Raw genomic sequence first — 23,160 nt, 5'->3', positions numbered from 1 at the left:
CGCCGCCGTGGCATTGCTCGCCGCATGTGGCCAACCGCCGACGTCCACCGAAGCCAAGCAGAACATCCGGTTGGTCGACAGCACGCCGCCCGCTGCGGGCGCCATCGACCAGGCGACGTGGCTGATGGCAAAGGAACCGGCCACGCTCGACCTGGACAACGACGCCGCGGGCGCGAACAGCGACCTGATCCTGGCGAACGTCTGCGAGCGCCTCGTGCAGCTGCAGCCCGACCTGACCATCAAGCCCGGCCTGGCCGAAAAGTACGAGTGGACGAGCCCGAACACGCTGATGTTCACCATCCGGGCCGGCGTGACGTTCCACAGCGGCGCCGCGATGACCGCTGACGACGTGGTCTGGAGCCTTCAGCGGCACGCGGCCGACGGCGCCAACGAGTCGGACGAGTTCACCGGTGTCACGTCGATCGCCAAGACCGGTGACAACCAGGTCACCGTCACACTCAAGGCGGCCGACGCGGTGTTCCTCCAGGCGATGGCGGGTGACGCGGGGGTCGTGCTGGAGCGCAGGGCCGTGGAGTCGCAGGGCGCCACCTACGGTACGCCGCGCGGCACCGATGCGTGCTCCGGACCCTTCAGGTTGCAGTCGTGGAACTCCGGCAGCCAAATCGTGCTGTCGAAGTTCGACAGGTACTGGAACACCAGCCGCGCGGCCAAGGCCGCAAAGATCACCTTCCGCTGGGCTGACGACGATGCTCTGGTCAACTCCCTCGTCACGGGCGCGGCCGACGGTGCGTACCTGGAGAACATTTCCGCAGCGACGCGATTGGCGACCGGTGGAACCACGACGGTCAGCCAGGGCCGGGACACCCGCGTGTGGAGCCTGATGGTGACCGAACGCGGCGGACTGAGTGACGCCCGGCTACGCAAGGCGTTGTCACTCGCGCTCGACCGCGAGGGCGTCTCCCGTGCCGCGCTCGCCGGCTTCGGACAGCCCGCGAAGGAGCCGGTCGGCCCGGGTGCCTGGGGCTACGAGGTGGACACCTTCCGTGCCGCCTACGACACGCTGGGCGGCTCGCCGGCCGCGCCATCCGAGCAGGACATCGAAGCGGCGAAGAGGCTCGTCGCCGAGGTGCCCGCCAAGCAGCCAATCGTTGTCGCCAGCGACACCACTCCGGCCCGGAACGTGATCGCCAACGCGGTGGTCGACGCAGCCAAGAAGATCGGCCTCGAGGCGAGCATCGTGCAGATCCCGACGCAGCAGTACGGCGACTACTACAGCAGCAGGGAAGCCCGCCAAAAGGCCGACCTGTACACCGACGACTACTTCATTTCCAAGAACGACCCCGTCGGGTTCTACAAGAACGGCGCGTCCACATCGACGGTCCAGTGGATCCTGAAGGACCCGGAGTACGACCAGCTCATCAGCCAGGCCCGCGCCGCGTTGGACGACCGCCAGCGCGCCGCACTGGCAATCGACCTGGCCAACCGGTGGGCCGACACGATGCCGTGGATCTCCGTGGTGCAGAGCCCGTCCACGGTCGTGCTCGGCGACAAGGTAACCGGCGTGCCCGCCTCGGGCTGCTACCGGTACTACCCGTGGGCAGCCGATCTCGGGGCCAAGGGAGCATAGATGACCACGGCACTCCTGCGGCGGTTCGGTGGCCTGGTGCTGACTCTGGTCATCAGCTCGTTCGTGATCTTCGCGGGCATGTACGTCGCGCCGGGCGATCCGGTGACGTTCCTGATCGGCAACCCCGAAAACCTCACGCCGGACAAGATCGCCGCGGTGCGCGACGAGTACCACCTGGACGAGCCGTTGTGGACGCAGTACGCCCGGTGGGCCACGGGCGTACTGCACGGCGACCTCGGCACGTCGATGTACTACCAACAGCCGGTGTCCGACCTGTTGTCGTCGCGGCTGCCGATGACGCTCACCCTCGTCGCGATGGCCTCGGTGCTGCTCGTCGTGATCGGGGTCGGGCTCGGTGTGCTCTCCGCACTGCGCAGGGGTAGCGCTCTCGACTCGGCGGTCACCGGATTCACCACGTTCGTCAACTCGGTGCCGAACTTCGTGATCGGCCTGGTGCTCGTGGCGGTGTTCGCGGTGCGGCTGCGGTGGTTCCCGGTCGCGGGTGACGGCGAGGGACTCACCGGCCGGCTCTACCACCTGACGCTGCCCGCCATCGCGTTGGCACTCGGCTCGATCGCCCTGATCAGCCGGGTGACCAGACAGACGATGACAGAACAGCAGACCCTCGACCATGTCGAGGCGGCGCGCAGCTGCGGACTTACCACACGCCAGATCGTCGTACGGCACGTGCTGCGCAACTCGCTCGGCCCGGTCGTCACGATGTGCGGCCTGGTCATGGCGGGCATGCTGGCTGGGACGGTGGTGATCGAAAGCGTGTTCGGCCTCAACGGGGTCGGCGGACTGCTGGTCGAAGCCATCAACACCCACGATTTCCCGGTGGTGCAGGCGACCCTGCTGTACATGGTGATCGGCTACATGGTCGTCACCCTCCTGGTCGATCTGGCCTATCCGCTGCTGGACCCCCGCACACTGGCGGGGAGTGACCGGTCGTGACCATCGAAACGCACAGGCCGGTCGCGGTCGCGAGCGCACGCAGGACGGCACCGTGGTTGTTCTTCATCTGCCTCGGCATCCTCGGCATTGCGGTCGCCGCCGCGGTGTCGGCCGACTGGATAGCGCCGTACGACCCGTCCGCCACGGATTTCTCGGTGTTGTACCAGCAGCCGAGTGCCGCACACTGGCTCGGCACCGACCAGCTCGGTCGGGACATCTTGTCGCGGGTGATCCACGGCGCCCGGCCCAGCCTGCTCGGCGCCATCGCGTTGTTGGCGTTCGCCACGGCAGTCGGTGTGCTGATCGGCGTGGTTGCCGCGTGGCAGCGCGGATGGGTGGACAGTGTGCTGGCCCGGGTCACCGACGTGATGTTCGCGTTCCCCGGTCTGCTCTTCGTCGTGCTCGTGATCGCGGTGTTCGACCGTGGCCCGGCGACCGCCGTGATCGGCATGGGTCTTGCCTTCGCCCCGCTGGTCGCCAAGTTCACCAGGGCGATCGCGTTGGAGGAGCTGTCCAGACCGTACGTGGACGGCTACCGGTTGCAGGGCGTCGGCGGCATCCAGCTGTGCACCCGGTACGTACTGCCGAACCTGATGCCGACGCTCGTCGGGTACCTGGTGGTGCTCTTCGGCGAAGGGCTGCTGAGCCTGGCGGCGTTGAACTTCCTCGGGTTCGGTGCGCAGCCGCCGAGTTCCGAGTGGGGCCTGATGGTCCAGGAGGGACGCGCCGGAGTGATCCAAGGGTTCGCCGGGCCGGCGCTCATCCCCGGCCTGGCGATCGCGATCGTCGTGGTGGCCACGAACGTCGTCGGCGTCCGACTGTCGGACAAGCTCGCGGTGAGGACCTGACAGATGCTGCTCTCCATCGAGAACCTTCAGCTGTCCGTACGGGATCACCAGATCCTTCGGAACGTGTCGGTCGATGTCGCCGAGGGTGAGACGGTCGGCCTGGTCGGAGAATCCGGCTCCGGCAAGTCGACGACGGCGCGCGCGGCGCTGCGGCTTGTGCCCGACGGCGCGCGGATGTCCGGCAGCGTCAGGGTTTGCGGGAACGACGTGACCGATCCCGCCGTGGTGCGTCGGGTCCGGCGGACCATGGCCGCGATGATCTTCCAGGAGCCCCGGTCGGTGCTCAACCCGGTGCGTCGGATCGGCGACTCGGCCACCGAGCGACTCGTCCACGTCCACGGGATGACCAGGGCCGAAGCCCGGACCCGGATCGCCGAGCTGTTTGTCGAGGTCGGCCTGAAGGACACCGAAAGGTTGTCGCGGTGTCATCCGCACCAGCTCTCCGGCGGGATGTTGCAACGTGTGGTGATCGCGGCCGCGTTGAGTATCGCACCCCGACTGCTGCTGGCCGACGAGGCGACCTCGGCGCTCGACGTGACGACACAGGCCGAAGTACTGGCCCTGCTGCGGCGCCTACAGCGGGAGCGGGAGATGGGCGTGCTGTTCATCACGCACGACCTGCACCTCGCCGCTGCGTATTGCGACCGTGTCTACGTGATGAAGGACGGGTCCATTGTGGATAGCCAGAAGGGAGGCACGATCCTCGCCAACCCGGTCGATCCGTACACCAAGGCGTTGGCCGAGGCCGTGCCACTGCTGCCCGAACGCGACCCGTCGGAGGCCCGGCGATGAGCGGGGTGATCCGGGTCAGCGGGTTGACGAAGACGTTCGGGGCCACCCGCCGCGCCCCTGGGATCGTCGCGGTCCGGGACGTGAGTTTCAGCCTGGGCGGTGCGCAGGCCATCGGACTTGTCGGCGAGTCCGGCTCGGGCAAGAGCACCCTGGCCCGCATGCTGGTCGGCCTGACCCGTCCGGACGCGGGCACGATCGAGTTCAACGGCCGGATCCGGGAATGGGGCGAGCGGGGCCGCGCCGCGCGGCTGCGGCGGGCAAGAGAGATCCAGATGGTCTTCCAGGACCCGTACGGGTCGCTGGACCGCCGGCTGACGGTGGAAAACGCGCTCCGCGACGTCCTCCACCGGCACCTCGCGGACAGGTCCGCGGTGGACGCGAAGATCGCCGAGCTAACCGACCGGGTCGGGCTGGCCTCGCGGCTGCTGGCGTCCCGTCCGCACCAGCTCAGCGGTGGCCAACGGCAGCGGGTCGCGATCGCCAAGGCGATCGCGGTCAACCCGGCGGTGCTCGTGCTCGACGAGGCGACATCGGCATTGGACGTCTCCGTGCAGGCACAGATCCTGGCCCTACTGACCGACATCCGGGCGGACACCGGGGTCAGCCTGGTCTTCGTCTCGCACGACCTCGCCGTGGTCGGCAAGGTCACCGACTCCATCCTGGTCATGTACCGGGGACAGGCGGTCGAACAGGGCCGGACCGCGGACGTGCTACGCCGGCCGCAGCATCCGTACACCGAGATGTTGCTGTCATCCGCGCCCGGACCCGGCTGGCATCCCGAACAGGTCGCCGAACTCCGCGCCGCATTCGCAGGCGATCACGAACGATGAGGAAAGCTGACATGACCAGCGTGCTCTACACCTACGGCTCCACGCCGGTCTTCGCGTCCCAGGTCGACCCACGGCTGCACTACTGCCTGCACGTTCCGCGTAACCTGCCGGACGACAGACTGGCTCCACTCGTGGTGATGCAGCACGGAACCGGCCGCACGGCACAGAAGTACCGGACCGCGATGCGGGACTTCGCCGACCAGTACGGCGCCGTGATCCTGGCACCGATCTTCCCCGCTGGCCTGATCGACCCGGACGACGTACACAACTTCAAGTTCATCTCCTACCGCGGCATCCGCTTCGACCACATGCTGCTCACCATCGTAGAAGAGGTCGCCGCCCGCTACCCGGTCGCCGCGGAACGCTTCTACCTGCACGGGTTCTCCGGCGGCGGCCAGTTCACCCACCGATTCCTCTTCCTGCACCCGGAACGGCTCGCCGCGGCGTCGATCGGCGCACCGGGCCGGATCACCCAGCTGGACGACTCGCTGCCGTGGTGGCTGGGCACCAAGGAATTCGAGCAGCGATTCGGCAAGCCCATCGACATGGACGCGGTTCGGCGCGTGCCCGTACACATGGTGATCGGCAGCGAGGACACCGACACCTTCGAGATCAACAACCCTGGGGACTCGAACTGGATGGACGGCTGCGAGAAGACCGGCCTGACCCGGATAGAGCGACTGCAGACCCTGCGGCGCAACTTCGAGGCCAACGGGATCACCGTGAGGTTCGACATCGTCGACGGCGTGGCACACCGCGGAACGGGCGTCCTGCCCGCGGTGCGGAAGTTCTTCGGCGAGCTGATCGGAAGGTAGAGATTCCTTTGTCCGCAAGGAAGTACCAAGTCGCGGTGATCAAGGGCGACGGCATCGGTCCCGAACTGGTCGACTCGGCGCTCGCCGTACTCGACGCCGTCGCCGACTTCCCGATCGAACTCATCGAGGTCCACGGCGGTGCCGGCGCCTACCGCGCCTCGGGCTCCGCCATGTCCGAGGCCGGGCTGGCCGTTATCCGGGAAGCGGACGCGACGCTCAAGGGACCGGTCGGCCTGCCGGAGGTCCGGCTACCCGACGGCACCGAGGCCGGGCTGCTCGGCGGGGTCCTGCGCAACGGGCTCGACCTGTACGCCAACGTCCGGCCGATCACTCTGCTGCCCGGTGTCCGGTCGGCCCTGCGGGTCGACGACGGCATCGACTACGTGATCGTCCGGGAGAACACGGAAGGGCTCTACGCCTCGCGTGGCAAGGGTGTCGGCAACAACCACGCGATGACCGACACCCTCATGGTCACGCGGACCGGCTGCGAACGCATCGCCCGGTACGCCTTCGAGCTGGCCCGTAATCGGTCAGGCGCGCCAGGCGACGGCGTACGCCGGGTCACCTGCGTCGACAAGGCGAACGTGTTGCGCAGCATGTACTTCTTCCGCAGCGTGTTCCTCGAAGTCGCCGCCGAGTACCCGGACATCGAGCCCGAGTGCCAGTACGTGGACGCCGCCGCGCAGGCACTGGTGATGTCCCCCGAGCATTTCGACGTGATCGTTACCGAGAGCATGTTCGGCGACATCCTCAGCGACCTCGGCGGCGGCACGATCGGGGGCGTGGCCCTCTGCCCGGGCGGCAACATCGGCGACTCGCGGGCGTACTTCGAACCGATCCACGGCAGCGCACCCGGGATCGCAGGCCAGGACCGGGCCAACCCGTTGAGCCAGATCCTGGCGACCGCCATGATGCTGGACCACCTCGACGAACGGGCGGCGGGTGACAAGATCCGTGACGCGGTCCGCGAGGCACTGCGCAGCGGCGCCATACGTCTGAACCCCGACGGGACCGCGTCGAGCGGCACCAGGTCGGTGACCAAGGCGGTGCTGGGGGCGCTGGCGTGATCACAACGGTGAATCCGGCGACCGGTCAGCCGATCGCCACGTACGAAACCGCGGATGCGGACGCGGTCGAGACCGCCCTGGCCACGGCCGCTTCGGCCCGCGCGGCCTGGGCCGTACAGGCTGATCGTGCGGTGGTGTTGTCGCGGACGGCGTCGGTTCTGCGGCGCCGCAAGGACGAACTGGCCAGGTTGATCACCACCGAGATGGGTAAGCCCCTGGCTGAGGCGGCCGCCGAGGTCGAGAAGTGCGCCGTCGCCTGTGAGTTCTACGCGGACCACGGCCACCGAATGCTCGCGGACGAGCGGGTGACCCCTAACGCCTGGGTCAGCTACGAGCCGATCGGCACGGTGCTCGCGGTCATGCCGTGGAACTTCCCGCTGTGGCAGGTGATCCGGTTCGCCGCGCCGGCGCTGCTGGCCGGGAACGCGACCGTGCTCAAGCACTCGCCCAACACCTCAGGGTGCGCGATGGCCCTGGCCGACGTGTTCGCCGAGGCGGGTCTGCCCTCGGGGGTCTTCGGTGTCGTACTCCTGTCCGAGCCGGACACCCCCGACGCCGTCGCGCGCATGATCGCCGACCCGCGCATCGATGCCGTAACGGTCACCGGCAGCGAGCGCGCCGGTTCGGCCATCGCCGCGCACGCGGGTCGCGCGATCAAAAAATCCGTGCTGGAACTCGGCGGGTCCGATCCGTTCATCGTCATGGCAGACGCCGACCTGCCCGCGGCAGTCGCCGCCGGGGTCCGGGCCCGCTTCGCCAACGCGGGCCAGAGCTGCATCGCCGCCAAGCGATTCATCATCGCCCGTCCAGTCTTCGACGCGTTCCGCGCGGCCTTCGCCGACGCCGTCGACGCCCTGGTGCTGGGGGACCCGACCGACCTGGCGACCCAGATCGGCCCGCTCGCGCGAGAGGACCTCGTGGTGCGCCTCGCGGACCAGGTCGCGCGATCGGCAGCCACGGTGCTGACTGGTGGCCGTCGACTGGACAGGAACGGCTTCTTCTACGTCCCGACCGTGCTGACCGACGTGACACCGGACATGCCCGTGTGGACGGAAGAGACCTTCGGTCCGGTCGCGGTGGTCGTACCCGCCGACGACGTGGACCACCTCGTGCGACTGGCCAACGACGCCCGGGGCGGCCTTGGTGCGAGCGTGTGGACCCGGGATGCCGCCGCGGGGAGGGCGTTGGGACAGCGGCTGCGCTCGGGCTCGGTCTTCGTCAACGCGGTGGTCGCATCCGATCCACGGCTGCCCTTCGGGGGCGTCGGCCGCAGCGGTTACGGCCGCGAACTGGCCGCGGCAGGCATTCGTGAGTTCGTCAACATCAGGACCTGGTGGACCGAGGAAGGGAGGTAGCGTCCGTGGGACACATCCCGCAAGCACCGTGCCTGCTGATCCGGCCGGACGAGGTCGAGGTGTTCGACCGGGGGGAAGGGGTGGCCACCCTGCCGCTGATCGGCAAGTGGAACGCGACGCAGCCGTCGATGACCACCGGGGTGACCAGCTTCGCCCCGGGCACCGGCATACCGTTGCACTCGCACAACGTGGAAGAGTGCGTGCTGGTGCTCGAGGGCGAGGCCACCGTCACCATCGGCGACGACGAATTCGACGTGGACGTGGGTGTCAACACCTGGGTGCCTGCCGGTGTCCCGCATCGCTTCGTCAACCGTGGCTCTGGAACCATGCGGATTTTCTGGATCTACGGCGGGCTGTACGTCACGCGCACGATCATCGCGACCGGGCAGACCTTCGCGCACCTGTCGGCGCACGACCGGGCCTGAGCCTTTCTGTCACGTCTCGTCCCGTGCTGACACGACGCGTGCGAGCGCGGGAATCAGTAGCTTGTAGCTGTCTGCGGTGAGATGCAGGCCGTCGTCGTCAAGCCCGCCCACGTCGATGTGGGCGCTTGTTTCCAGGCTGGCGCCGGGACCGACGGCGGCCCGCAGGACGTCGCGGTAGGCGTCAAGCTCGCGGTTGGTACGTGTACCGAGGCCGGGCCGGTTCACCTCGCGGATCGACGGTGGCAGGAACGCCACCGGTCGGGCGTTGCCGAACGCTGACAATACCGCCGCGACGTTCGAGGTGAACTGGTCGAGCGGCACACGTTTCCACGGCGCGCAGTCGTTGGCGCCGAATGAGAGCACCACGACTGACCAGTTCAGCCGGCCGAGGACGGCGGCGCGGACAGCCCCGTCCGCACTGTCCCAGCCGCCGGCGGCGCAGTTGAACACGGTCGTGTCCGGTCCGATTTCGCGCTCCAGGTGCTGGATGTGCGGCTTGGTGAACCGCGCCAGCATGCTGTCGCCGAACAAGATCACGTCAGCCACGCGGGCCACTCCCGCCCAGGCGGGAGACCGCCTTGGCGCCAAGGCTGCCGCCAATGTGCTCGCGCATGACCTTCGCGGCGAGTTCGCCGTCGCCCGCGATGACCGCTTCGAGAATGGCGCGGTGCTCGGCCGCTGTTTCGTCGCGTTCGGGCTGGTCGCGTCCGCCCCGCAGACCGACCAGGCGGTAGCGGTCGGCCTTTTCCCACAGCCCGTCGAGGGTGGTGATGAGTACGTCGTTGTGCGAGGCGGTATAGATGGCGCGATGGAACGCGCGGTGAGCCACGAGATCAGCCCGGTCGGGACGGTCCGGCAGCGGGTCGAGCCGGTCGAACGCGGCACGCATCGCCGCGATGTCCGACCTGGCTCGGCGTTCCGAGGCGAGCGCGGCGGCCAGTGGGTCGAGCGCCCGTCGCATCTCCAGCAGATCCCGGGCCTCCTCTGGAGACAGGGCGGTCACCCGGGCATCGCGGTGGGCGTCCAGTTCGACGAGTCCTTCCGACTTGAGCCTGCGCAGCGCCTCACGCAGAGGAGTGGTGCTTATCTTCAGTTCGCGGGCCAGGGCGGTCTGGTTGAGCACCGCGCCGGGGCCGTACTCGTTCGTCAGGATCTTGTCGCGCACCAGGGCGTACGCGAAATCGCTCTTGGTGGGATACGTGTCGGCCACCGCTTCGGTGCTCCTCCCGCCGGACAGCTTATAACCTGTTGAACCGGTCTCAATCCATGCTGCCTCGCAGCAGGAAGCTACTACCCTCCAAGGTTATAACCTGAAGTCCGAAGGGAGCGCGAGTGTCGGAGCTGGTTGTCGGGCCGGACCGCTACCGTATCGTCGGGATCGCCGACCTGGTGACGCCCCGGATGCCCTACACGATCCGCATCCTGCTGGAGAACCTGCTGCGCCACCACCGCGTCCCGCGCAGCCAGATCGAGGCGGTGTTGGACTGGGGATCGCAGCGGTCGTTCGCCACCGCGGTCGACCTGCGCCCGTCACGGGTGTTCCTGCACGACACCAACGGAGTGCCCCTCCTGGCGGACATCGCGGCGATGCGGGACGTCGCCGAGCGCCCGGATCTGGTCAACCCGCGGATACCGGCCGAACTCGTGGTCGACCACTCGGTGATCGCCGACGTGTTCGGCAGCTCGACAGCCTTCGAACGCAATGTCGACCTCGAGTACGAGCGCAACGCCGAGCGTTACCGCTTCCTGCGGTGGGCGCAGACGTCGTTGCGAAACTTCGCCGTCGTGCCGCCGGGGAAAGGAATCATGCACCAGGTCAACCTGGAGCACCTGGCACGGGTGGTGATGACCGACGGCGACTGGGCGTTTCCCGACCTCTGCCTCGGTACCGACTCGCACACCACGATGGTGAACGGGCTCGGGGTGCTGGGATGGGGCATCGGCGGCATCGACGCGGAGGCGGCCATGTTGGGCGAAGCCGTCACGATGCTGTTGCCGCCGGTGGTGGGCGTTCGCCTCACCGGCGCGCTGCCGGCCGGTACGACCGCGACCGACCTCGTGCTCACGATCACCGAACTGCTGCGCGAACACGGAGTCGTCGGCACCTTCGTCGAATTCCACGGCGAGGGCGTGCGCAGGCTGTCGCTTCCAGACCGCGCGACCATCGCGAACATGAGCCCGGAGTTCGGTTCGACCTGTGCGTACTTCCCGATCGACGAGGAGACGATCCGGTACCTGCGGTTCACCGGCCGCCCCGCCGAGCAGGTGGCGCTCGTCGAGGCGTACGCGAAGGAGCAAGGACTGTGGCACCAGCCGGACTCCGTCGCTGACTACACCAGGACGATCGAACTCGACCTGGGCACCGTGTCACCGTCGCTGGCGGGGCCGCGCCGTCCACAGGACAGAATCGCCTTGTCCGCCGTGACTCCGGCCCTTGATGCCGAACTGGCCGCCGAGGGCCGCTCCGGCGCCGAACACGGCGTTGTGGGCATCGCGGCGATCACGTCCTGCACGAACACCTCGAATCCACCGCTGATGGTCACCGCGGCCCTGGTGGCTCGCAACGCCGTCCAACGCGGGCTGCGGAGCAAGCCGTGGGTCAAGACGACACTGTCACCCGGCTCGCGGGTGGTGACCGACTACCTGGACGCCGCCGGGCTGACACCGTTCCTGAACGAACTGGGATTCCACCTGACCGGGTACGGCTGCATGACGTGCATCGGCGCCTCCGGCCCGCTTGTCGAGGAACTCCAGGAAGCCGTACGGAACAGGGGAGTCACCGTGGCTTCGGTGTTGTCCGGCAACCGGAACTTTGCCGGGCGGATCAGTCCCGACGTCCGCCTGAACTACCTCGCCTCCCCGCCGCTGGTGGTCAGCTACGCGCTCGCCGGCACGATGCGGATCGATCTGACCCGCGACCCGGTCGGCTACAACCAGGACGGGACACCGGTCTTTCTCCACGAACTCTGGCCCGAACCGGACGAGGTCACCAAGATCATTGAGTCCGTGGTCACGCCGGAGATGTTCGCGGCGGCCTACCGGGCCGTCTTCACCGGGGACACCCGGTGGGAGAACCTCGGCCAGGCCGGGGGCGACCGGTTCGCGTGGGACGCGGACAGCAGTTACCTCCGACGCCCGCCATTCGTGGACGGAACGGAACCGAATCCGGTCACAGACATCCAGGGCGCCCGGGTCCTGGTGAAGCTCGGCGACTCGACCACCACCGACCACATCTCACCCGCGGGAGCGATCCCGGTGGACTCCCCGGCCGGACAGTACCTCGCGGTCCGCGGAGTACGGCGGCACGCCTTCAACACCTACGCCTCCCGGCGCGGCAACCACGAGGTGATGGTCCGAGGCACGTTTGCGAACGTTCAGCTACGCAACCACCTCGTACCAGGCGTCGAAGGCGGCTACACGCTGAGTCTCGCCGAGCAGGGGCAGATGCGCACCATCTATGACGCCGCCATGGCCTATCGCGCCGCTGGCGTGCCCCTGGTCGTGCTCGGCGGCGCGCAGTACGGAACCGGGTCATCTCGCGACTGGGCCGCGAAGGGTCCCGCACTGTTGGGCGTGCGCGCCGTCCTGGCCGAGTCGTTCGAACGGATCCATCGGTCGAACCTGATCGGCATGGGGGTGTTGCCGCTGCAGTACCGCCCGGGCGAGAATGCGCGGACTCTCGGCCTGACCGGGCGCGAGGTGATCACGATCGGGGGTCTGACCGAAGTGGACTTCGCATCGACGGTCAGGGTTCGAGCGGACGAACGGGAGTTCGAGGTGGTCGTCAGGCTGGACACCGCCCGGGAACGGGAGATCTACCGAGGCGGTGGGCTCCTGCGGCTGGTCCTGGACCGGTTGGCCGGAACGCGCCGCTGAGCACGTCGCCTTGTCGGCCTCGCGCGGTCGCGGCGATCCTCGCCAATCCGTGTTATACCCCTCGTCAGGTGCGGAACCGGCAACGCACCGATCGTGGCCGGCCGGAGGAGGCAGACGACGTACCTGCCCGCGGCGGGCGTTGCGAGACGGTGACCGACCGCAGCGATATGCTCGTCTTTGACCAGGACATCAGCGTCGGTCAGTACGCGAGCCTGCTGTCCATCGTTAGAACCGTCCCCGCGCGCAGCAGAACCGGTCGCCCCGGTCTGAACCTGTCCGACGTGCCCCGCTCAGAGTGCGTTGCGCCCGGCACCAGCACTGCTGCGCCGACAGCAGCGGCTCGCAGTACACCACGACGAGAGTGTGAAGCGGATCCAGAATCCATGACGTCCTTGTCATCTCCTCATATACGGAAGCTGAATACTCGATTTGCTCTGCAAAAGTTAAGCGTTTCACGGTGAGGTCGCGCATCCTGGGGCGATATGAGAACCTGGTAAATATCCTGGTTAACTGTCGCGACCGCAGCCAGTCACCGTCCTGCCAGTCGGCCTATCTTGCGGGCTGCTCCTCATTGCCTATCGGGTGGTCGTGGTGGATCGGTCCGTCGTGGTCGCTGAGCGGCAGGCAACCGCCGCCGCGACGGCAGGCGACGATCTCCGCGACGATCGCGATCGCGGTCTCCTCGGGGGTGCGCGCGCCCAGATCCAGGCCAATGGGAGAGCGCAGTTTGTTGATCTCCAACTCGGTCAGCCCGATCTCGCGCAGCCGCTTCAGCCGCTCCAGGTGGGTACGCCTCGAGCCCATCGCACCGACGTAGGCCAGCGGCGTGCGCAGCGCCCTCTCCAGCAGTGGCACGTCGAACTTCTCGTCATGGGTCAGCACGCAGAGTACGGTCCGTGGGTCCAACCGGCCGGCCGCGGCCTCGGCGTTGAGGTAGCGGTGCGGCCAGTCGACCACCACGCGGTCCGCGTCGGGGAACCGGCGCTCGGTGGTGAACACTGGGCGGGCGTCGCAGACGGTGACGTCGTAGCCGAGGAACTTGCCGGCGCGGGCGACCGCGCCCGCGAAGTCGATGGCCCCGAAGACGATCATTCGAGGCGCGGGCACGTACGACTCCACGAAGAATGTCGCCGCGTTCTGCACGCCCGGGTCGCAGGGGCGGCCGTCCAGCGCGAGGACCACCTGGCCGGTCCGCCCGGTGTCCAGCATGGCGCGCGCGTGCAGCAGGGCTGCTCGCTGCAGCTCAGGGCGCTCGAACGAGCCGTGGTTCGTGTCGGTCGTGACCGCGACAGTGGCGCCGAGCAGACCGTCGGGTCCGGCGATGCAGCGCACGAGGGCGACCGAAGTGCCGCAGCGGAGATAGGCCAGCGCGGCGTCCATCCCGGCCGAGGCGCCGGGTGGGACCTGCTGAACGAAGACGTCGATGAGGCCACCACAGGTCAGTCCGACGGCGAAGGCGTCGGCATCGCTGTAACCAAAGCGTTTTGACGCCGGCCGCCCGGTGCTCAGCACCTCCTGGCACAGCTCGTAGACCGCGCCCTCCACACAGCCACCCGAGATACTGCCAACGGCCTCGCCGTCGACGTCGACGGCCAGCGCCGCGCCCGGACCACGTGGTGCGCTCCCAGACACGCCGACCACCGTGGCCACGGCAAAGGCGCGGCCCGCGCCGTGCCATAGGTTCAGCTGCTCTGCGATATCGAGCACGCGAATGCCCTCCTTCAAGGCCGTCGGTCACAGGGCAACCGGCAAACGTCACGCCGGACAGCGCGGTGTGGCCGTCGATGTGCGCCGATGCCCGGAACCCCGGTGGGATCAGCGGCTCCCCGTAGGCGAAGCGAACCTCGGTCACACCGAGCCGCTCCCCGGCGATCGATCCGAGCAGCCGGCCGACGTCCTCGTTGTAGCCACGGGGGCATCGGCTGATGCCGTGGTCGGGCGGCCGGGCGGTAGCCGGCCGAACCCGCATGCGATACGCCGGTCCGGAGGTGATCGTCGGTGAACCGCCGGACCGGGCATCACCACGCGAGCAGGTTCTGCGTCTCGTTGCGTGGTCAGGACATCGCCGCGATGACCTTGTCCTGGGTGATCGGAAGGTCGCGGATGCGGCGGCCGATGGCATGGTGCACAGCGTTGCCGATGGCGGCGGTCACCCCGGTCATCGGGGTCTCGCCGAAGCCGCGGGCGCCGAGCGCCGGGCTGGCCGGGTCGGGCTGGTCGATGAAGCTGACGTCGATGTCCGGCACGTCGGCGTTGACGGGTACGAGGTAGCCGGACAGGTTCGGGGTGACAACGCGGCCCAGGTGCGGATCGACCAGGGTGTGCTCGGTGAGCGTGAACCCGATTCCCCAGATGGCCCCGCCGATGGCTTGGCTGCGGGCGGTTCGCCGGTTGAGGACGCGGCCGGGGTCGAAGACGGCGACGATGCGGCGTACCTGGACCCGCCCCAGTACGGGGGCGACGTGGACCTCGACGAAGACCGCACCGACCGAGTAGCCCAACGGCGAGGGGACCGGATTGCTGGTAACCGCGATCGGTGTGCCATGGCGGCGCATCACCTCGCGGTAGCTGATGCGCCGCGAGGGCCGGTCGGTGACGAACAGAACTCCATCCGCGACGCTGATCCGATCGGGTGGGACGCCGTGCAGCGGGCTGCCCGAGTCGGCCACAGCGACGGCGATCACCTGGTTGCGGGCCGTGGTCGCGGCGCGTACGACGCCGCCGCCGGCGCCCGGCACGGTCGCCGACGCCGAGGACGACCACGCCGCCGGGAAGTTCGTGTCGCCGAGATCGAAATCGACCCCGCGCAGCGGCAGACCGAGCACCTCAGCGCCGACCTGCTGCATCACCGTGTACGTGCCGGTGCCGAGGTCCTGGGTGCCGCATCGGATCTGGGCGGTGCCGTCCAGGGTGATTGTCACGGAGGCCGCCGCTCCCGGGCGGTTGCCCGCGGTGTGTGCGGCGGTGGCCATGCCCCAGCCGATCAGCCCGTCACGGTCGCGCATGGAACCGGGCCGGGGGTTGCGGCGCGACCAGCCAAAGCGTTCCGCGCCCCGCCGGTAGCACTCACGAAGGAAGTTGCTGCCGTGGCGTTCGCCGGTCTCCTGGTTGACGGCCGACCAGTTGCGGAGCCTGAGTTCGACCGGGTCCATACCCACCGCGTAGCTCAGCTCGTCGAGCGTGGACTCCAGGGCGTGACTGGTCGCGGCCTCCGGCGAACGGACGAAGGAGCCCGTCGGCAGGTCCAGGCGGACGGCCCGTAGTGTCGACCGCAGGTTCGGGCAGGTGTAGAGCATTCGGATTGGTTCCGAGCTGTTGAACATCGCCTCCTCGGTGCGCGACACCTGCTGCGTGACAATGTGCTCAAGCGCGGTGAGCCGACCGTCACGGGTGGCGCCCACCCGTAGCGTTTGATGCGTCTCCGCGCGGTGACCGTTCGAGGTGTAGGTGTGCGCCCGCGACAACACCAGCTTGACCGGCCGTCCGACCTGCCGGGCAACCGCCGCGGTGAGCAGGGTGTGCGGCCATACCGGGCCCTTCGCACCGAACCCGCCGCCGACGTACTTCGAGATGACCCGGACGTTCTCCTCGGGCAGCCCGAATGCGTGCATGAGCGAGTTCTGGCTGAGGGAAATGCCCTGGGCCGACTCGTGCACGGTCAGCCGGTCGCCGTCCCAGGCCGCGACCGTGACCGACGGTTCCAGCGCGTTGTGGTGCTGCAGCGGAGTCGTGTACGTGGCCTCCACCCTGACCTGTGCCTTCGCCAACCCGGCGATGACATCGCCGCGCACGTAGTCGTTGGTGCCGTCAGCGCCGGGCGGCGGCACGTACGCCTCGTCCATGCCGTCGGCGAGCACGACCTTCGGCGTCTCGGCCTGGTACGTCACGTCGACCAGGGTGGCCGCCTCCTGGGCCTGTTCCAGGGTCTGCGCCACCACGATCGCGACGGGTTGGCCGGCGTGCCGGATCTGGTCGTCCTGCACGGGTATGAAGCGCTTGAAGAAGCCGGCGGTGATGTTCGCGGGAGGGACGGTGAGGCGGGGCAGGTTCTGGTGGGTGAAGACGCCGAGCACCCCGGGGTAGGACGCCGCGGCGGCGGTGTCGAGGGCGGTGATGCGACCACGCGCGACAGCGCTCATGACCAGAACGGCGTGGGTCACCCCGGCAACGTCGGCGTCCGCGGCATACCGGGCGGCTCCGGTGACCTTAGCGACGCCGTCTACCCGGGCGATCGGCCGGCCGACCACGGAAGCGCTCATCGGTTCCTCCCAAACTGGTTGAGGATGTCGGACAGGGCCCGCTGGACCAGCGGAACCTTGAAGGCGTTGTGCTCCCGTGGTTGGGCGTCACGGACCAGCGCCGCGCCCGCGGCCCGAATCGCGACCTCGTCCAGCGGCCGCCCGATCAGGGCCTGCTCGGCCGCAACGGAGCGCCAGGGCCTGGTGGCGACGCCGCCGAACGCCAGACGGACCTCGCGGACCACGCCGCCGCCCATCCGGACCAGAGCCGCGACGGAGACCACGGCGAATTCGAACGTCGCCCGGTCTCGCACCTTCAGGTACCGCGAGCCGGCGGCCAGCTCGGTCACGGGTACGTCGACTCTGGTGATCAGCTCACCCGGGCGCAGGACGGTCTCCACATGCGGGGTGTGCCCCGGAGACACGTAGAAGTCGGCCACCGGGATGCTGCGCGGGCCATCGACGCTCAGGGTGTGCACCGTTGCACCCAGGGCGGTCAAGGCCACCGCCAGGTCCGAAGGGTGAACCGCGATGCAGTGGTCACTGCCGCCGAGGATGGCGTGCCACCGGTTCAGGCCCTCGATGGCCGGACAACCACTGCCCGGCTCCCGCTTGTTGCACGGCATGGTGGCGTCCCGGAAGTACCAGCATCGGGTACGTTGCAGCAGATTGCCGCCGATCGACGCCATATTGCGTAGCTGCGGCGAGGCGCCGGCCAGCAGTGCCTGCGACAGCACCGGCAAACCGCGGCGAACGGCCGGATGGACGGCCACGTCGCTCATCCGGCTCAGCGCGCCGAGCTCGATCCTGCCACCGGTCTCCCGTACCCCGGAAAGCGGCAACGAGTTGATGTCGATCAAGTGGTTGTGGCGCTCCACACTGTCTTTCATCAGGTTGAGCAGGTCGGTGCCACCGGCGATGAAGTCCGCCCGCGGCTGGGCGGCCAGGCGGACCGCGGTCTCAGGCTGGTCGGCGCGGGTGTAGGCGAAACCATCCATCAGGACATCTCCCTAGCGGCTTGGCGGACAGCGGCCACGATGTTCGGGTAGCAGCTGCAGCGGCAGATGTTGCCGCTCATCCAGTCGCGGATCTCGTCGTCGGATCCGGTGTGCCCTTCGTCGATGCAGGCAACGGCCGACATGATCTGGCCGGGGGTGCAGAAACCACATTGGAAACCGTCGTACTGGATGAAGGCATCCTGCACGGGATGCAAATCGTCACCGCGGGCCAGGCCTTCCACCGTGGTGATGTCATGGCCCTCCTGCATGATCGCGAGAGTCAGGCACGACTTGATCCGCCGCCCGTCCACCAACACCGTGCAGGCCCCGCACTCGCCGCGGTCACAGCCCTTCTTCGTGCCGGTAAGACCGATCCGCTCACGCAGGGCATCGAGCAGCGTCACCCGCGGTTCGAGCGTCTGCTCATGTACCCGGCCATTGATCTTCAGCGATACCGGTACCGGGTTCGCGACTGCGGCGGGCGGTTCGACGGCGGCCTCACCCTCGCCAGGCCAGGCGAGCGCTGGTGTTGCTGCGGCGGTGGTGATGGCCACACCCGCCTTGATGACGGTGCGCCTGGTCGGCGCGAACGCCGAGGAGGATTCTTCGCCGGACATGCTACTCACCTCTCGGAAGGAGTCGGGGCGGGATTGAGTTCGATGCGGAGGATGCGATCGCTGCCCGGTCGGGGTGGGTGGGGTGCCGTCCCAGGTCGCCCCATCGGTATTGGAGGTGGTGATCCAGAAGGCTCCGTCCGGGGCGACCTCGATGGTGCGGATGCGCTTGGACTCGCCGACGTAGTGGGCGATCGGTTCTCCTGCGCCGGAGGGGCTGCTGACGGGCAGTTGCCAGAGCCGTTGCCGCCGTTGGACGTTGCGGTGCTGGCTGGAGTAGATCGCCGTGTCGGTGGGGTTGTCGTCGGGGCCGCCGCTGCCGGGGCGGATGCGTAGGATTGTGCTGTTGAGAGTGGTCTGGCCGGCGGCGTTCTCTGGTTCGAAGGCGTCGCCGGTGCCGATCCAGAGGTTGCCATCGAGGCCGAAGCGCAGGCGGCCGCCGTGGTGCCGGTTGACGGGTTGGATCCCATCGAGCACGACGCGTTCCTGGGTGAGCGAGCGCAGGCCTTCGGCGATACGCAAGGCCGCCACCCGGTTGGTCGGCGACGACGACACGTAGCCGTAGACGGCGCGGTCCTCAGCGAATCGAAGCGAGGTGGCGAGGCCCAACAGACTCCCCTCGGCGCTCCGGGTGACCCGGGTACCGCACCGACCGGCGTCGGGCATTCGCCGCGCGGCGGGATGCGGTGGATCTGACCGGACGCGCGGCCGGAGATGAGAACCGAACCGTCCGGTTGGGACGCCAGCCTCCACGACATCTTCAGCCCGGAAGCCACCTTCGTGATCCGTGCGGGCACGAGCCCTCCCGTCATCACCGGCTGCGACGAGCTAGCCCCGGAACCGCTGCCGGGTGCGGGCGTGGTGGCCGAGCAGCCGGCCACGAAGGTCGACTGGCCGAGCGCCGCAATGGTGCACGCCTTCAGCGGGACGGAACGAGGCAAAGTTCCACTCCTCCGTGTTAGCGATGCCAACATGGCGACGATAACGCAGTCGCGTGTCGTTGGCAACGCCTGACTGGTAGCGGCGCTAGACCTGGCCTGATCGCGGCCGCACAACCCCTCGGCTGTCAGCCAGCAGCGGTGCCACAAAGGGGAATGGCGCCGAAGCGGAGTCCGTTCGGCAACGGGATCACGTCACCGGCGGTGGCGCCGGCACGCGCGAAGAAGGTTCATGGTCGCCTGCTGCTCACTGGTCCGCTGCGGCGGCGCGGTCCATCCACTCGGTCAGCATGCCGCGCTCGGCGGCCGTGAGCATGGTCAGCTGCGGCGCGACGGCACGCAGCGCCACCGCGATGCTGGTCGGACTGTTCCCGGCGGCGCCGGGCCCGTCAGTGGTGACGCCGACGATGATCGACTCGCGGGCCATTATGGACAGCGCCGGGTCGCGCTCCTCCTCCGGCAGCGAGATCAGCGTGAACGTCATGCCGCAGCCCGCGGCGTGGATCAAGTGGGCGGCCCGTTCCTCGCCAACCCGCAGCCGGCCCGCCTCGGCGATGCGCTTGACCTTCTTGGCGAGCACGGCGGAGGCGCGCTGGGCGGCCGGCGATTGGACGCCCGGCCGGGCCTCGCCGTAGATCAGCGAGTAGCAGGCCGGGTTGGCGAGACCGAAACCGACGTGCAGATCCCAGCCACGCCGCAGATCCTCGACCGGGTCGTCGGTCTGCGCCAGAGCCGTCTTGTCGGCCAGGTAGCTCTCGAATCCGTGGCTGGCGACCTCGTCGAGTAGCCCGTTCTTGTCCCCGAAGATCCGGTAGAGCGTCGGCGACTGCACCCCCGCTGCGGCGCAGACCGCCCTGGTCGACACCGCCTCCCGTCCACCCTCAGCGAGCAGGTCGGACGCCGCCTTGATGATCCGCTCACGCGTGAGATCCCGCTCCACGCTAGCAACGATAACAATAGAGGCGCAGTAGCGCCAATAGCGGCGATAACGCCGCACTGTTAGCGATATGCCGGTGACGCGCAACCAATCTCACCCGGAACTCACGACGCCCTGCCCACGGTCACCGGCACCCGACCGTCAGGAACCTGCCGGTACGGCGGCGCCGGCCGGCGACGACGGCCACCAACCTCGTCCTTGCCAGGTGATGCGTGGGCATCCTCGTCGGGGTGATGCCCGCGCTCGGTGAGCTTGCCCACGCAGCTAACCGCTGGCCGCCGCGCTACCTTTCGCCGCCGTCGAGCCGAGCGGACGACCCGGTAGGGAGGGTGCCCGATGACCGACGCGATCGTCGAGTTCTTTGCCTGGCTCAGCCGGCGGAGGCATGAGCCTCAGTTGGAGAATGTCACCGGCGGCATCCGTCGGGGTGACATCGAGCCATCGCCCACGCTTCCGATCGGACCCTTCTCCTCTGATACCCGCCTTTTGTTGACCTGGTTATGCCAAGCGTCGGCCCCATTGATCGGCGCGGACGAAGATGTAGTCGATACGTCGTCCGATCTCGAATCGGATCTGGCCGTTCACGCGGAGAGGGTTGTCTGCCAGGGCCTCGGCAATGTCGTGGTGGGTGTCCAGTTCGGTCTGAAGGTGACCGAGCTCGTGTCGGTTCGGCCGGCCGGTGTGGTGCTGCGTTGGTGATCAGTGGTGGCTGAGGAGTAGGTATCGTTCGTCGGTGATCTTTGTGCCCCATAGCGCTGGGTCGTTGAGCATTCGGACGTCGACCCGCCGCCGGTGACGCAAAACGAGTGATCGGCAGTGCTTGGCGGGCAGTCCGGCACCGGTTGACCAGCGCCCCTCAATGAGTATGAGCTGCCCATGGGGCCGTAACAGGCTGATCCATCGCGTCAGGACTGCATCGGGTTCGGGTAGGGCCCAGAGCACGTGGCGGGCCAGTACGACGTCGAATGATGAAGGCGCGAATGGCGGATGTGCGGCGTCTGCCTGCATGAAGGCCACCGCGACGCCGGTGTCGGCCGCCTTGCGCCTGGCGAGGTCGAGCATTTGGGGAGCGCTGTCGACCGCGTGGACGTGGTGTCCGGCTTGGGCCAATAGCACCGAGAGGCTGCCCGTGCCGCAGCCGATGTCGATGGCCGTGGCTGGTGCGGTGGGCAGTAGTGGCAGCAGCAGCTGTTGCCAGGCCTGGCGCACGGCGGGATCTCGTAGGCCGTGGTCAGCTTCCTCGTCGAAGCTAGCCGCGTGTTCGTCCCAGAACTGTGGCCCGTACTCCGTCATGAGGCGATCCTGCCGCCTGCCACCGACAAAGTCTGGGCAGGTGACTTCGCCACGGGTTCGGGCACGGTTCTTCGGGCTGCGGCAAGGTCGTCAGGTGATGCCGAACAAGTCCCGCGGTCGGCTGGTGTCACGGCCGTGGTGGCGGTTGGCGGCGGCGATGTTGGCGAAGCCAGCCAGCCGTAGCGCGCTAATGGCGGCGTTGCGCAGGGCGGCCATGACTTGCGCTCCGGTGCCGGTACGAACCTGGGATCGGTCTTCGTCGTAGGTGACGTCGCGGACCCGGTGGACTTTGTTCTCGATCGACCAGTGGCTGCGGATCCAGCCGGCCAGTTGCGCGGGTCTGGCCTGGTAACGGGCAGATCGGTGATCGCGTAGACGGTTTCGGTCGTCCAGCGCCTTGGCTGATCGAGTGTGCGACGGCGGCGCCGGATCCGCAGTGCTTGTGCGGCGCGCGGAAAGTCGATGCCGCTGGCGAGGGTTAGGACCTTGGTGGTGCGGATCTCCGCGCGGCCGTGACCGCGGTCGGTGTCGCGGTGGCCGTCCGGCACAGCCCGCCAGAGCAGGCGCGCAACTGGGCGTGCAGGTGAGGCTGGTTGCCTTTCACGGTCAGGATCCAGTGCGCGCCGCGGGCGGCCAGGTAGGTGACGTGGTCTCGTTGACAATGCAGCGCGTCGGCAGTGACAACTATGCGGCCAACTCCCGGCCGGGTCAGCCAGACGGCGATCACTACGCACAGCCGGCAGGGTCAATAGCTTGCAACAGCCTGCGGATCATCGCCTCGGACGGCCGGCGTGCCGGAACGACGGCGAGCCTCGTCGCGACCTCATCGGGCAGGTCAGCAACCCATTCACCGATCGCGGTGTACGAGCGGCAGCCAACCACCACCGCGCCCATCGCGGCCCCGACCACGTGCCCGTCCCGCCTTCCACCATCGGGCGCGTCCACTCCAACCACCCAAATGTGGGCACCCGCAACGACTTTCCCGGAGCACTGGGTTGTCTGCGGTGAAGGCATGGCCGTCCTCGGTCCCGTGGACGTCTTCCCGGGCATCCCGGTGCTGCTGGTCGATGCCGGAGGTGCGGTAGGCGACAGTGTCGTTGCGGTTGCCGGGCTGCGGGCGCCTAGAGCGATGACCAGGTGGGTGTGGGTGTCGATGGCGACCTGCAGGTTGGCCGAGTAGCGGTAGTTCCTGCTCGGGGCGGCCAGGCGGTGAACCCTGGTCGGGTAGCGGTAGTTCCTGCTCGGGGCGGCCAGGCGGTGATCCCTGGTCGGGACCAGGGTGCCGTCGATGATGGCGATCTGGTCGACCCGTCGCCGTCGGACGGGGGCGAGTGCCAGGAGCGGGCCGAGGGTGTCGACGACCTGGTGTGCGACGGAGTGCGACGCCCGAACAGCGGGCCGATCTGGCGCATCGTCAGGTTGGTTCGGCAGTATACGGCCGCAGGAGGACCCGGTCGGCCAGGCACAGCGCGCACGGCCTGCCCGGCCGTCCGTCGGCGATCGCGTTACCGCCGGCCACCAGGCGGACCAGCCTGCGGAACTGGGCTGGTTGCAGACCGGTGAACGGGAAGACCACTCCGGACGGCTGACCT

22 protein-coding genes and 2 pseudogenes are annotated in these 23,160 nt (G+C 68.4%); 12 read left to right on the top strand and 12 right to left on the bottom strand.

Annotation, left to right across the window (positions count from 1 at the left end; genetic code table 11):
- Positions 1–7 precede the first annotated feature (7 nt).
- Genes ACQEVC_RS35120 through ACQEVC_RS35080 form a run of 9 tightly spaced genes read left to right on the top strand, consistent with a single transcriptional unit; the run spans position 8 to position 8,674 of the window.
- Entirely contained in the window at positions 8–1,588 is a 1,581-nt protein-coding gene (locus tag ACQEVC_RS35120; RefSeq protein ID WP_432886546.1) for an ABC transporter substrate-binding protein, read from the top strand.
- Entirely contained in the window at positions 1,589–2,542 is a 954-nt protein-coding gene (locus tag ACQEVC_RS35115) for an ABC transporter permease (protein WP_432886543.1), read from the top strand.
- The gene (locus ACQEVC_RS35110; protein WP_432886540.1) at positions 2,539–3,390 is read left to right on the top strand and encodes an ABC transporter permease; all 852 of its coding nucleotides are present in this window, start codon (positions 2,539–2,541) and stop codon (positions 3,388–3,390) included. Before ACQEVC_RS35115 ends, ACQEVC_RS35110 begins: the two co-directional genes overlap by 4 nt.
- Before the next feature lie 3 nt (positions 3,391–3,393).
- Positions 3,394–4,182 carry an ABC transporter ATP-binding protein gene (locus ACQEVC_RS35105; RefSeq protein ID WP_432886537.1) on the top strand — a complete coding sequence of 263 codons (789 nt, stop codon included), beginning with the start codon at positions 3,394–3,396 and terminating at the stop codon, positions 4,180–4,182.
- Positions 4,179–5,012: an ABC transporter ATP-binding protein gene (locus ACQEVC_RS35100; protein ID WP_432886534.1), complete on the top strand. Its 834-nt coding sequence runs from the start codon at positions 4,179–4,181 to the stop codon at positions 5,010–5,012. The genes ACQEVC_RS35105 and ACQEVC_RS35100 overlap by 4 nt, the downstream gene beginning before the upstream one ends.
- Before the next feature lie 11 nt (positions 5,013–5,023).
- The gene (locus ACQEVC_RS35095) at positions 5,024–5,827 is read left to right on the top strand and encodes a hypothetical protein (RefSeq protein ID WP_432886531.1); all 804 of its coding nucleotides are present in this window, start codon (positions 5,024–5,026) and stop codon (positions 5,825–5,827) included.
- A gap of 35 nt (positions 5,828–5,862) precedes the next feature.
- On the top strand, positions 5,863–6,894 hold the full coding sequence (locus tag ACQEVC_RS35090) for an isocitrate/isopropylmalate dehydrogenase family protein (protein WP_432886528.1): 1,032 nt from the start codon (positions 5,863–5,865) through the stop codon (positions 6,892–6,894).
- On the top strand, positions 6,891–8,249 hold the full coding sequence (locus ACQEVC_RS35085) for an aldehyde dehydrogenase family protein (protein WP_432886525.1): 1,359 nt from the start codon (positions 6,891–6,893) through the stop codon (positions 8,247–8,249). The genes ACQEVC_RS35090 and ACQEVC_RS35085 overlap by 4 nt, the downstream gene beginning before the upstream one ends.
- 59 nt (positions 8,250–8,308) lie before the next feature.
- Positions 8,309–8,674 carry a cupin domain-containing protein gene (locus tag ACQEVC_RS35080; RefSeq protein ID WP_432886522.1) on the top strand — a complete coding sequence of 122 codons (366 nt, stop codon included), beginning with the start codon at positions 8,309–8,311 and terminating at the stop codon, positions 8,672–8,674.
- A gap of 9 nt (positions 8,675–8,683) precedes the next feature.
- On the opposite strand, the gene ACQEVC_RS35075 is transcribed toward ACQEVC_RS35080, so the two are convergent.
- Both ACQEVC_RS35075 and ACQEVC_RS35070 read right to left on the bottom strand, forming a co-directional pair.
- Complete coding sequence (locus tag ACQEVC_RS35075) at positions 8,684–9,220, bottom strand: SGNH/GDSL hydrolase family protein (protein ID WP_432886519.1); 537 nt, start codon at positions 9,218–9,220, stop codon at positions 8,684–8,686.
- Positions 9,213–9,884 carry a GntR family transcriptional regulator gene (locus tag ACQEVC_RS35070; protein ID WP_432886516.1) on the bottom strand — a complete coding sequence of 224 codons (672 nt, stop codon included), beginning with the start codon at positions 9,882–9,884 and terminating at the stop codon, positions 9,213–9,215. The genes ACQEVC_RS35075 and ACQEVC_RS35070 overlap by 8 nt, the downstream gene beginning before the upstream one ends.
- A 122-nt stretch (positions 9,885–10,006) precedes the next feature.
- Between ACQEVC_RS35070 and acnA the strand changes: the two genes are divergently transcribed.
- Positions 10,007–12,550 (top strand): aconitate hydratase AcnA, encoded by a 2,544-nt coding sequence (gene acnA, locus ACQEVC_RS35065; RefSeq protein WP_432886513.1) that lies wholly within the window; start codon positions 10,007–10,009, stop codon positions 12,548–12,550.
- A 199-nt stretch (positions 12,551–12,749) separates the two neighbouring features.
- Here acnA and ACQEVC_RS35060 read toward each other — a convergent pair whose 3' ends face one another.
- The 6 genes and pseudogenes from ACQEVC_RS35060 to ACQEVC_RS35035 form a co-directional block, all read right to left on the bottom strand.
- Entirely contained in the window at positions 12,750–12,935 is a 186-nt protein-coding gene (locus tag ACQEVC_RS35060; protein ID WP_432886510.1) for a twin-arginine translocation signal domain-containing protein, read from the bottom strand.
- A gap of 164 nt (positions 12,936–13,099) precedes the next feature.
- The gene (locus ACQEVC_RS35055) at positions 13,100–14,257 is read right to left on the bottom strand and encodes an XdhC family protein (protein WP_432886508.1); all 1,158 of its coding nucleotides are present in this window, start codon (positions 14,255–14,257) and stop codon (positions 13,100–13,102) included.
- Between the two features lie 347 nt (positions 14,258–14,604).
- The gene (locus tag ACQEVC_RS35050; RefSeq protein ID WP_432886505.1) at positions 14,605–16,809 is read right to left on the bottom strand and encodes a xanthine dehydrogenase family protein molybdopterin-binding subunit; all 2,205 of its coding nucleotides are present in this window, start codon (positions 16,807–16,809) and stop codon (positions 14,605–14,607) included.
- Positions 16,806–17,786: an FAD binding domain-containing protein gene (locus tag ACQEVC_RS35045; protein ID WP_432886502.1), complete on the bottom strand. Its 981-nt coding sequence runs from the start codon at positions 17,784–17,786 to the stop codon at positions 16,806–16,808. Before ACQEVC_RS35045 ends, ACQEVC_RS35050 begins: the two co-directional genes overlap by 4 nt.
- Entirely contained in the window at positions 17,786–18,235 is a 450-nt protein-coding gene (locus ACQEVC_RS35040) for a (2Fe-2S)-binding protein (RefSeq protein ID WP_432891887.1), read from the bottom strand. The genes ACQEVC_RS35045 and ACQEVC_RS35040 overlap by 1 nt, the downstream gene beginning before the upstream one ends.
- Before the next feature lie 429 nt (positions 18,236–18,664).
- Positions 18,665–19,066: pseudogene (locus ACQEVC_RS35035) on the bottom strand (PQQ-dependent sugar dehydrogenase); the annotation flags it as partial.
- A gap of 48 nt (positions 19,067–19,114) precedes the next feature.
- Between ACQEVC_RS35035 and ACQEVC_RS35030 the strand changes: the two are divergent.
- Positions 19,115–19,414: a hypothetical protein gene (locus tag ACQEVC_RS35030; RefSeq protein ID WP_432886499.1), complete on the top strand. Its 300-nt coding sequence runs from the start codon at positions 19,115–19,117 to the stop codon at positions 19,412–19,414.
- Positions 19,415–19,585: 171 nt separating this feature from the next.
- Here the strand turns inward: ACQEVC_RS35030 and ACQEVC_RS35025 are convergent, their stop codons facing one another.
- Positions 19,586–20,278, bottom strand: a complete 693-nt coding sequence (locus ACQEVC_RS35025) for a TetR/AcrR family transcriptional regulator (RefSeq protein ID WP_432886496.1) — start codon at positions 20,276–20,278, stop codon at positions 19,586–19,588.
- A gap of 333 nt (positions 20,279–20,611) precedes the next feature.
- Here ACQEVC_RS35025 and ACQEVC_RS35020 point away from each other — a divergent pair, with 333 nt between their 5' ends.
- Positions 20,612–20,974, top strand: coding sequence for a hypothetical protein (locus ACQEVC_RS35020; RefSeq protein ID WP_432886493.1), 363 nt, complete (start codon positions 20,612–20,614; stop codon positions 20,972–20,974).
- Here the strand turns inward: ACQEVC_RS35020 and ACQEVC_RS35015 are convergent, their stop codons facing one another.
- The 3 genes and pseudogenes from ACQEVC_RS35015 to ACQEVC_RS35005 form a co-directional block, all read right to left on the bottom strand.
- A complete protein-coding gene (locus ACQEVC_RS35015; RefSeq protein ID WP_432886490.1) occupies positions 20,975–21,568 on the bottom strand; it encodes a class I SAM-dependent methyltransferase in 594 nt (197 codons plus the stop codon). It abuts the gene before it with no gap.
- Positions 21,569–21,658: 90 nt separating this feature from the next.
- Positions 21,659–21,784: a hypothetical protein gene (locus ACQEVC_RS35010; RefSeq protein ID WP_432886487.1), complete on the bottom strand. Its 126-nt coding sequence runs from the start codon at positions 21,782–21,784 to the stop codon at positions 21,659–21,661.
- A gap of 850 nt (positions 21,785–22,634) precedes the next feature.
- Positions 22,635–23,144, bottom strand: a pseudogene (locus ACQEVC_RS35005) (transposase family protein); the annotation flags it as partial.
- Positions 23,145–23,160: the final 16 nt, after the last annotated feature.

The organism is Plantactinospora sp. CA-294935, assembly GCF_050936445.1.
Taxonomy (GTDB): Bacteria; Actinomycetota; Actinomycetes; order Mycobacteriales; family Micromonosporaceae; genus Plantactinospora.
The sequence above is the reverse complement of the archived record's forward strand: the minus strand, read 5'-3'. Positions and strand labels throughout refer to the sequence as shown.

Coding starts and splice junctions, on each gene's coding strand:
- ACQEVC_RS35115 (WP_432886543.1), top strand. CDS start 1,589: ATGACCACGGCACTCCTGCGGCGGTTCGGTGGCCTGGTGCTGACTCTG.
- ACQEVC_RS35105 (WP_432886537.1), top strand. CDS start 3,394: ATGCTGCTCTCCATCGAGAACCTTCAGCTGTCCGTACGGGATCACCAG.
- ACQEVC_RS35100 (WP_432886534.1), top strand. CDS start 4,179: ATGAGCGGGGTGATCCGGGTCAGCGGGTTGACGAAGACGTTCGGGGCC.
- ACQEVC_RS35095 (WP_432886531.1), top strand. CDS start 5,024: ATGACCAGCGTGCTCTACACCTACGGCTCCACGCCGGTCTTCGCGTCC.
- ACQEVC_RS35060 (WP_432886510.1), bottom strand. CDS start 12,935: ATGGATTCTGGATCCGCTTCACACTCTCGTCGTGGTGTACTGCGAGCC.
- ACQEVC_RS35050 (WP_432886505.1), bottom strand. CDS start 16,809: ATGAGCGCTTCCGTGGTCGGCCGGCCGATCGCCCGGGTAGACGGCGTC.
- ACQEVC_RS35045 (WP_432886502.1), bottom strand. CDS start 17,786: ATGGATGGTTTCGCCTACACCCGCGCCGACCAGCCTGAGACCGCGGTC.
- ACQEVC_RS35030 (WP_432886499.1), top strand. CDS start 19,115: ATGAGAACCGAACCGTCCGGTTGGGACGCCAGCCTCCACGACATCTTC.
- ACQEVC_RS35020 (WP_432886493.1), top strand. CDS start 20,612: ATGACCGACGCGATCGTCGAGTTCTTTGCCTGGCTCAGCCGGCGGAGG.
- ACQEVC_RS35015 (WP_432886490.1), bottom strand. CDS start 21,568: ATGACGGAGTACGGGCCACAGTTCTGGGACGAACACGCGGCTAGCTTC.
- ACQEVC_RS35010 (WP_432886487.1), bottom strand. CDS start 21,784: ATGGCCGCCCTGCGCAACGCCGCCATTAGCGCGCTACGGCTGGCTGGC.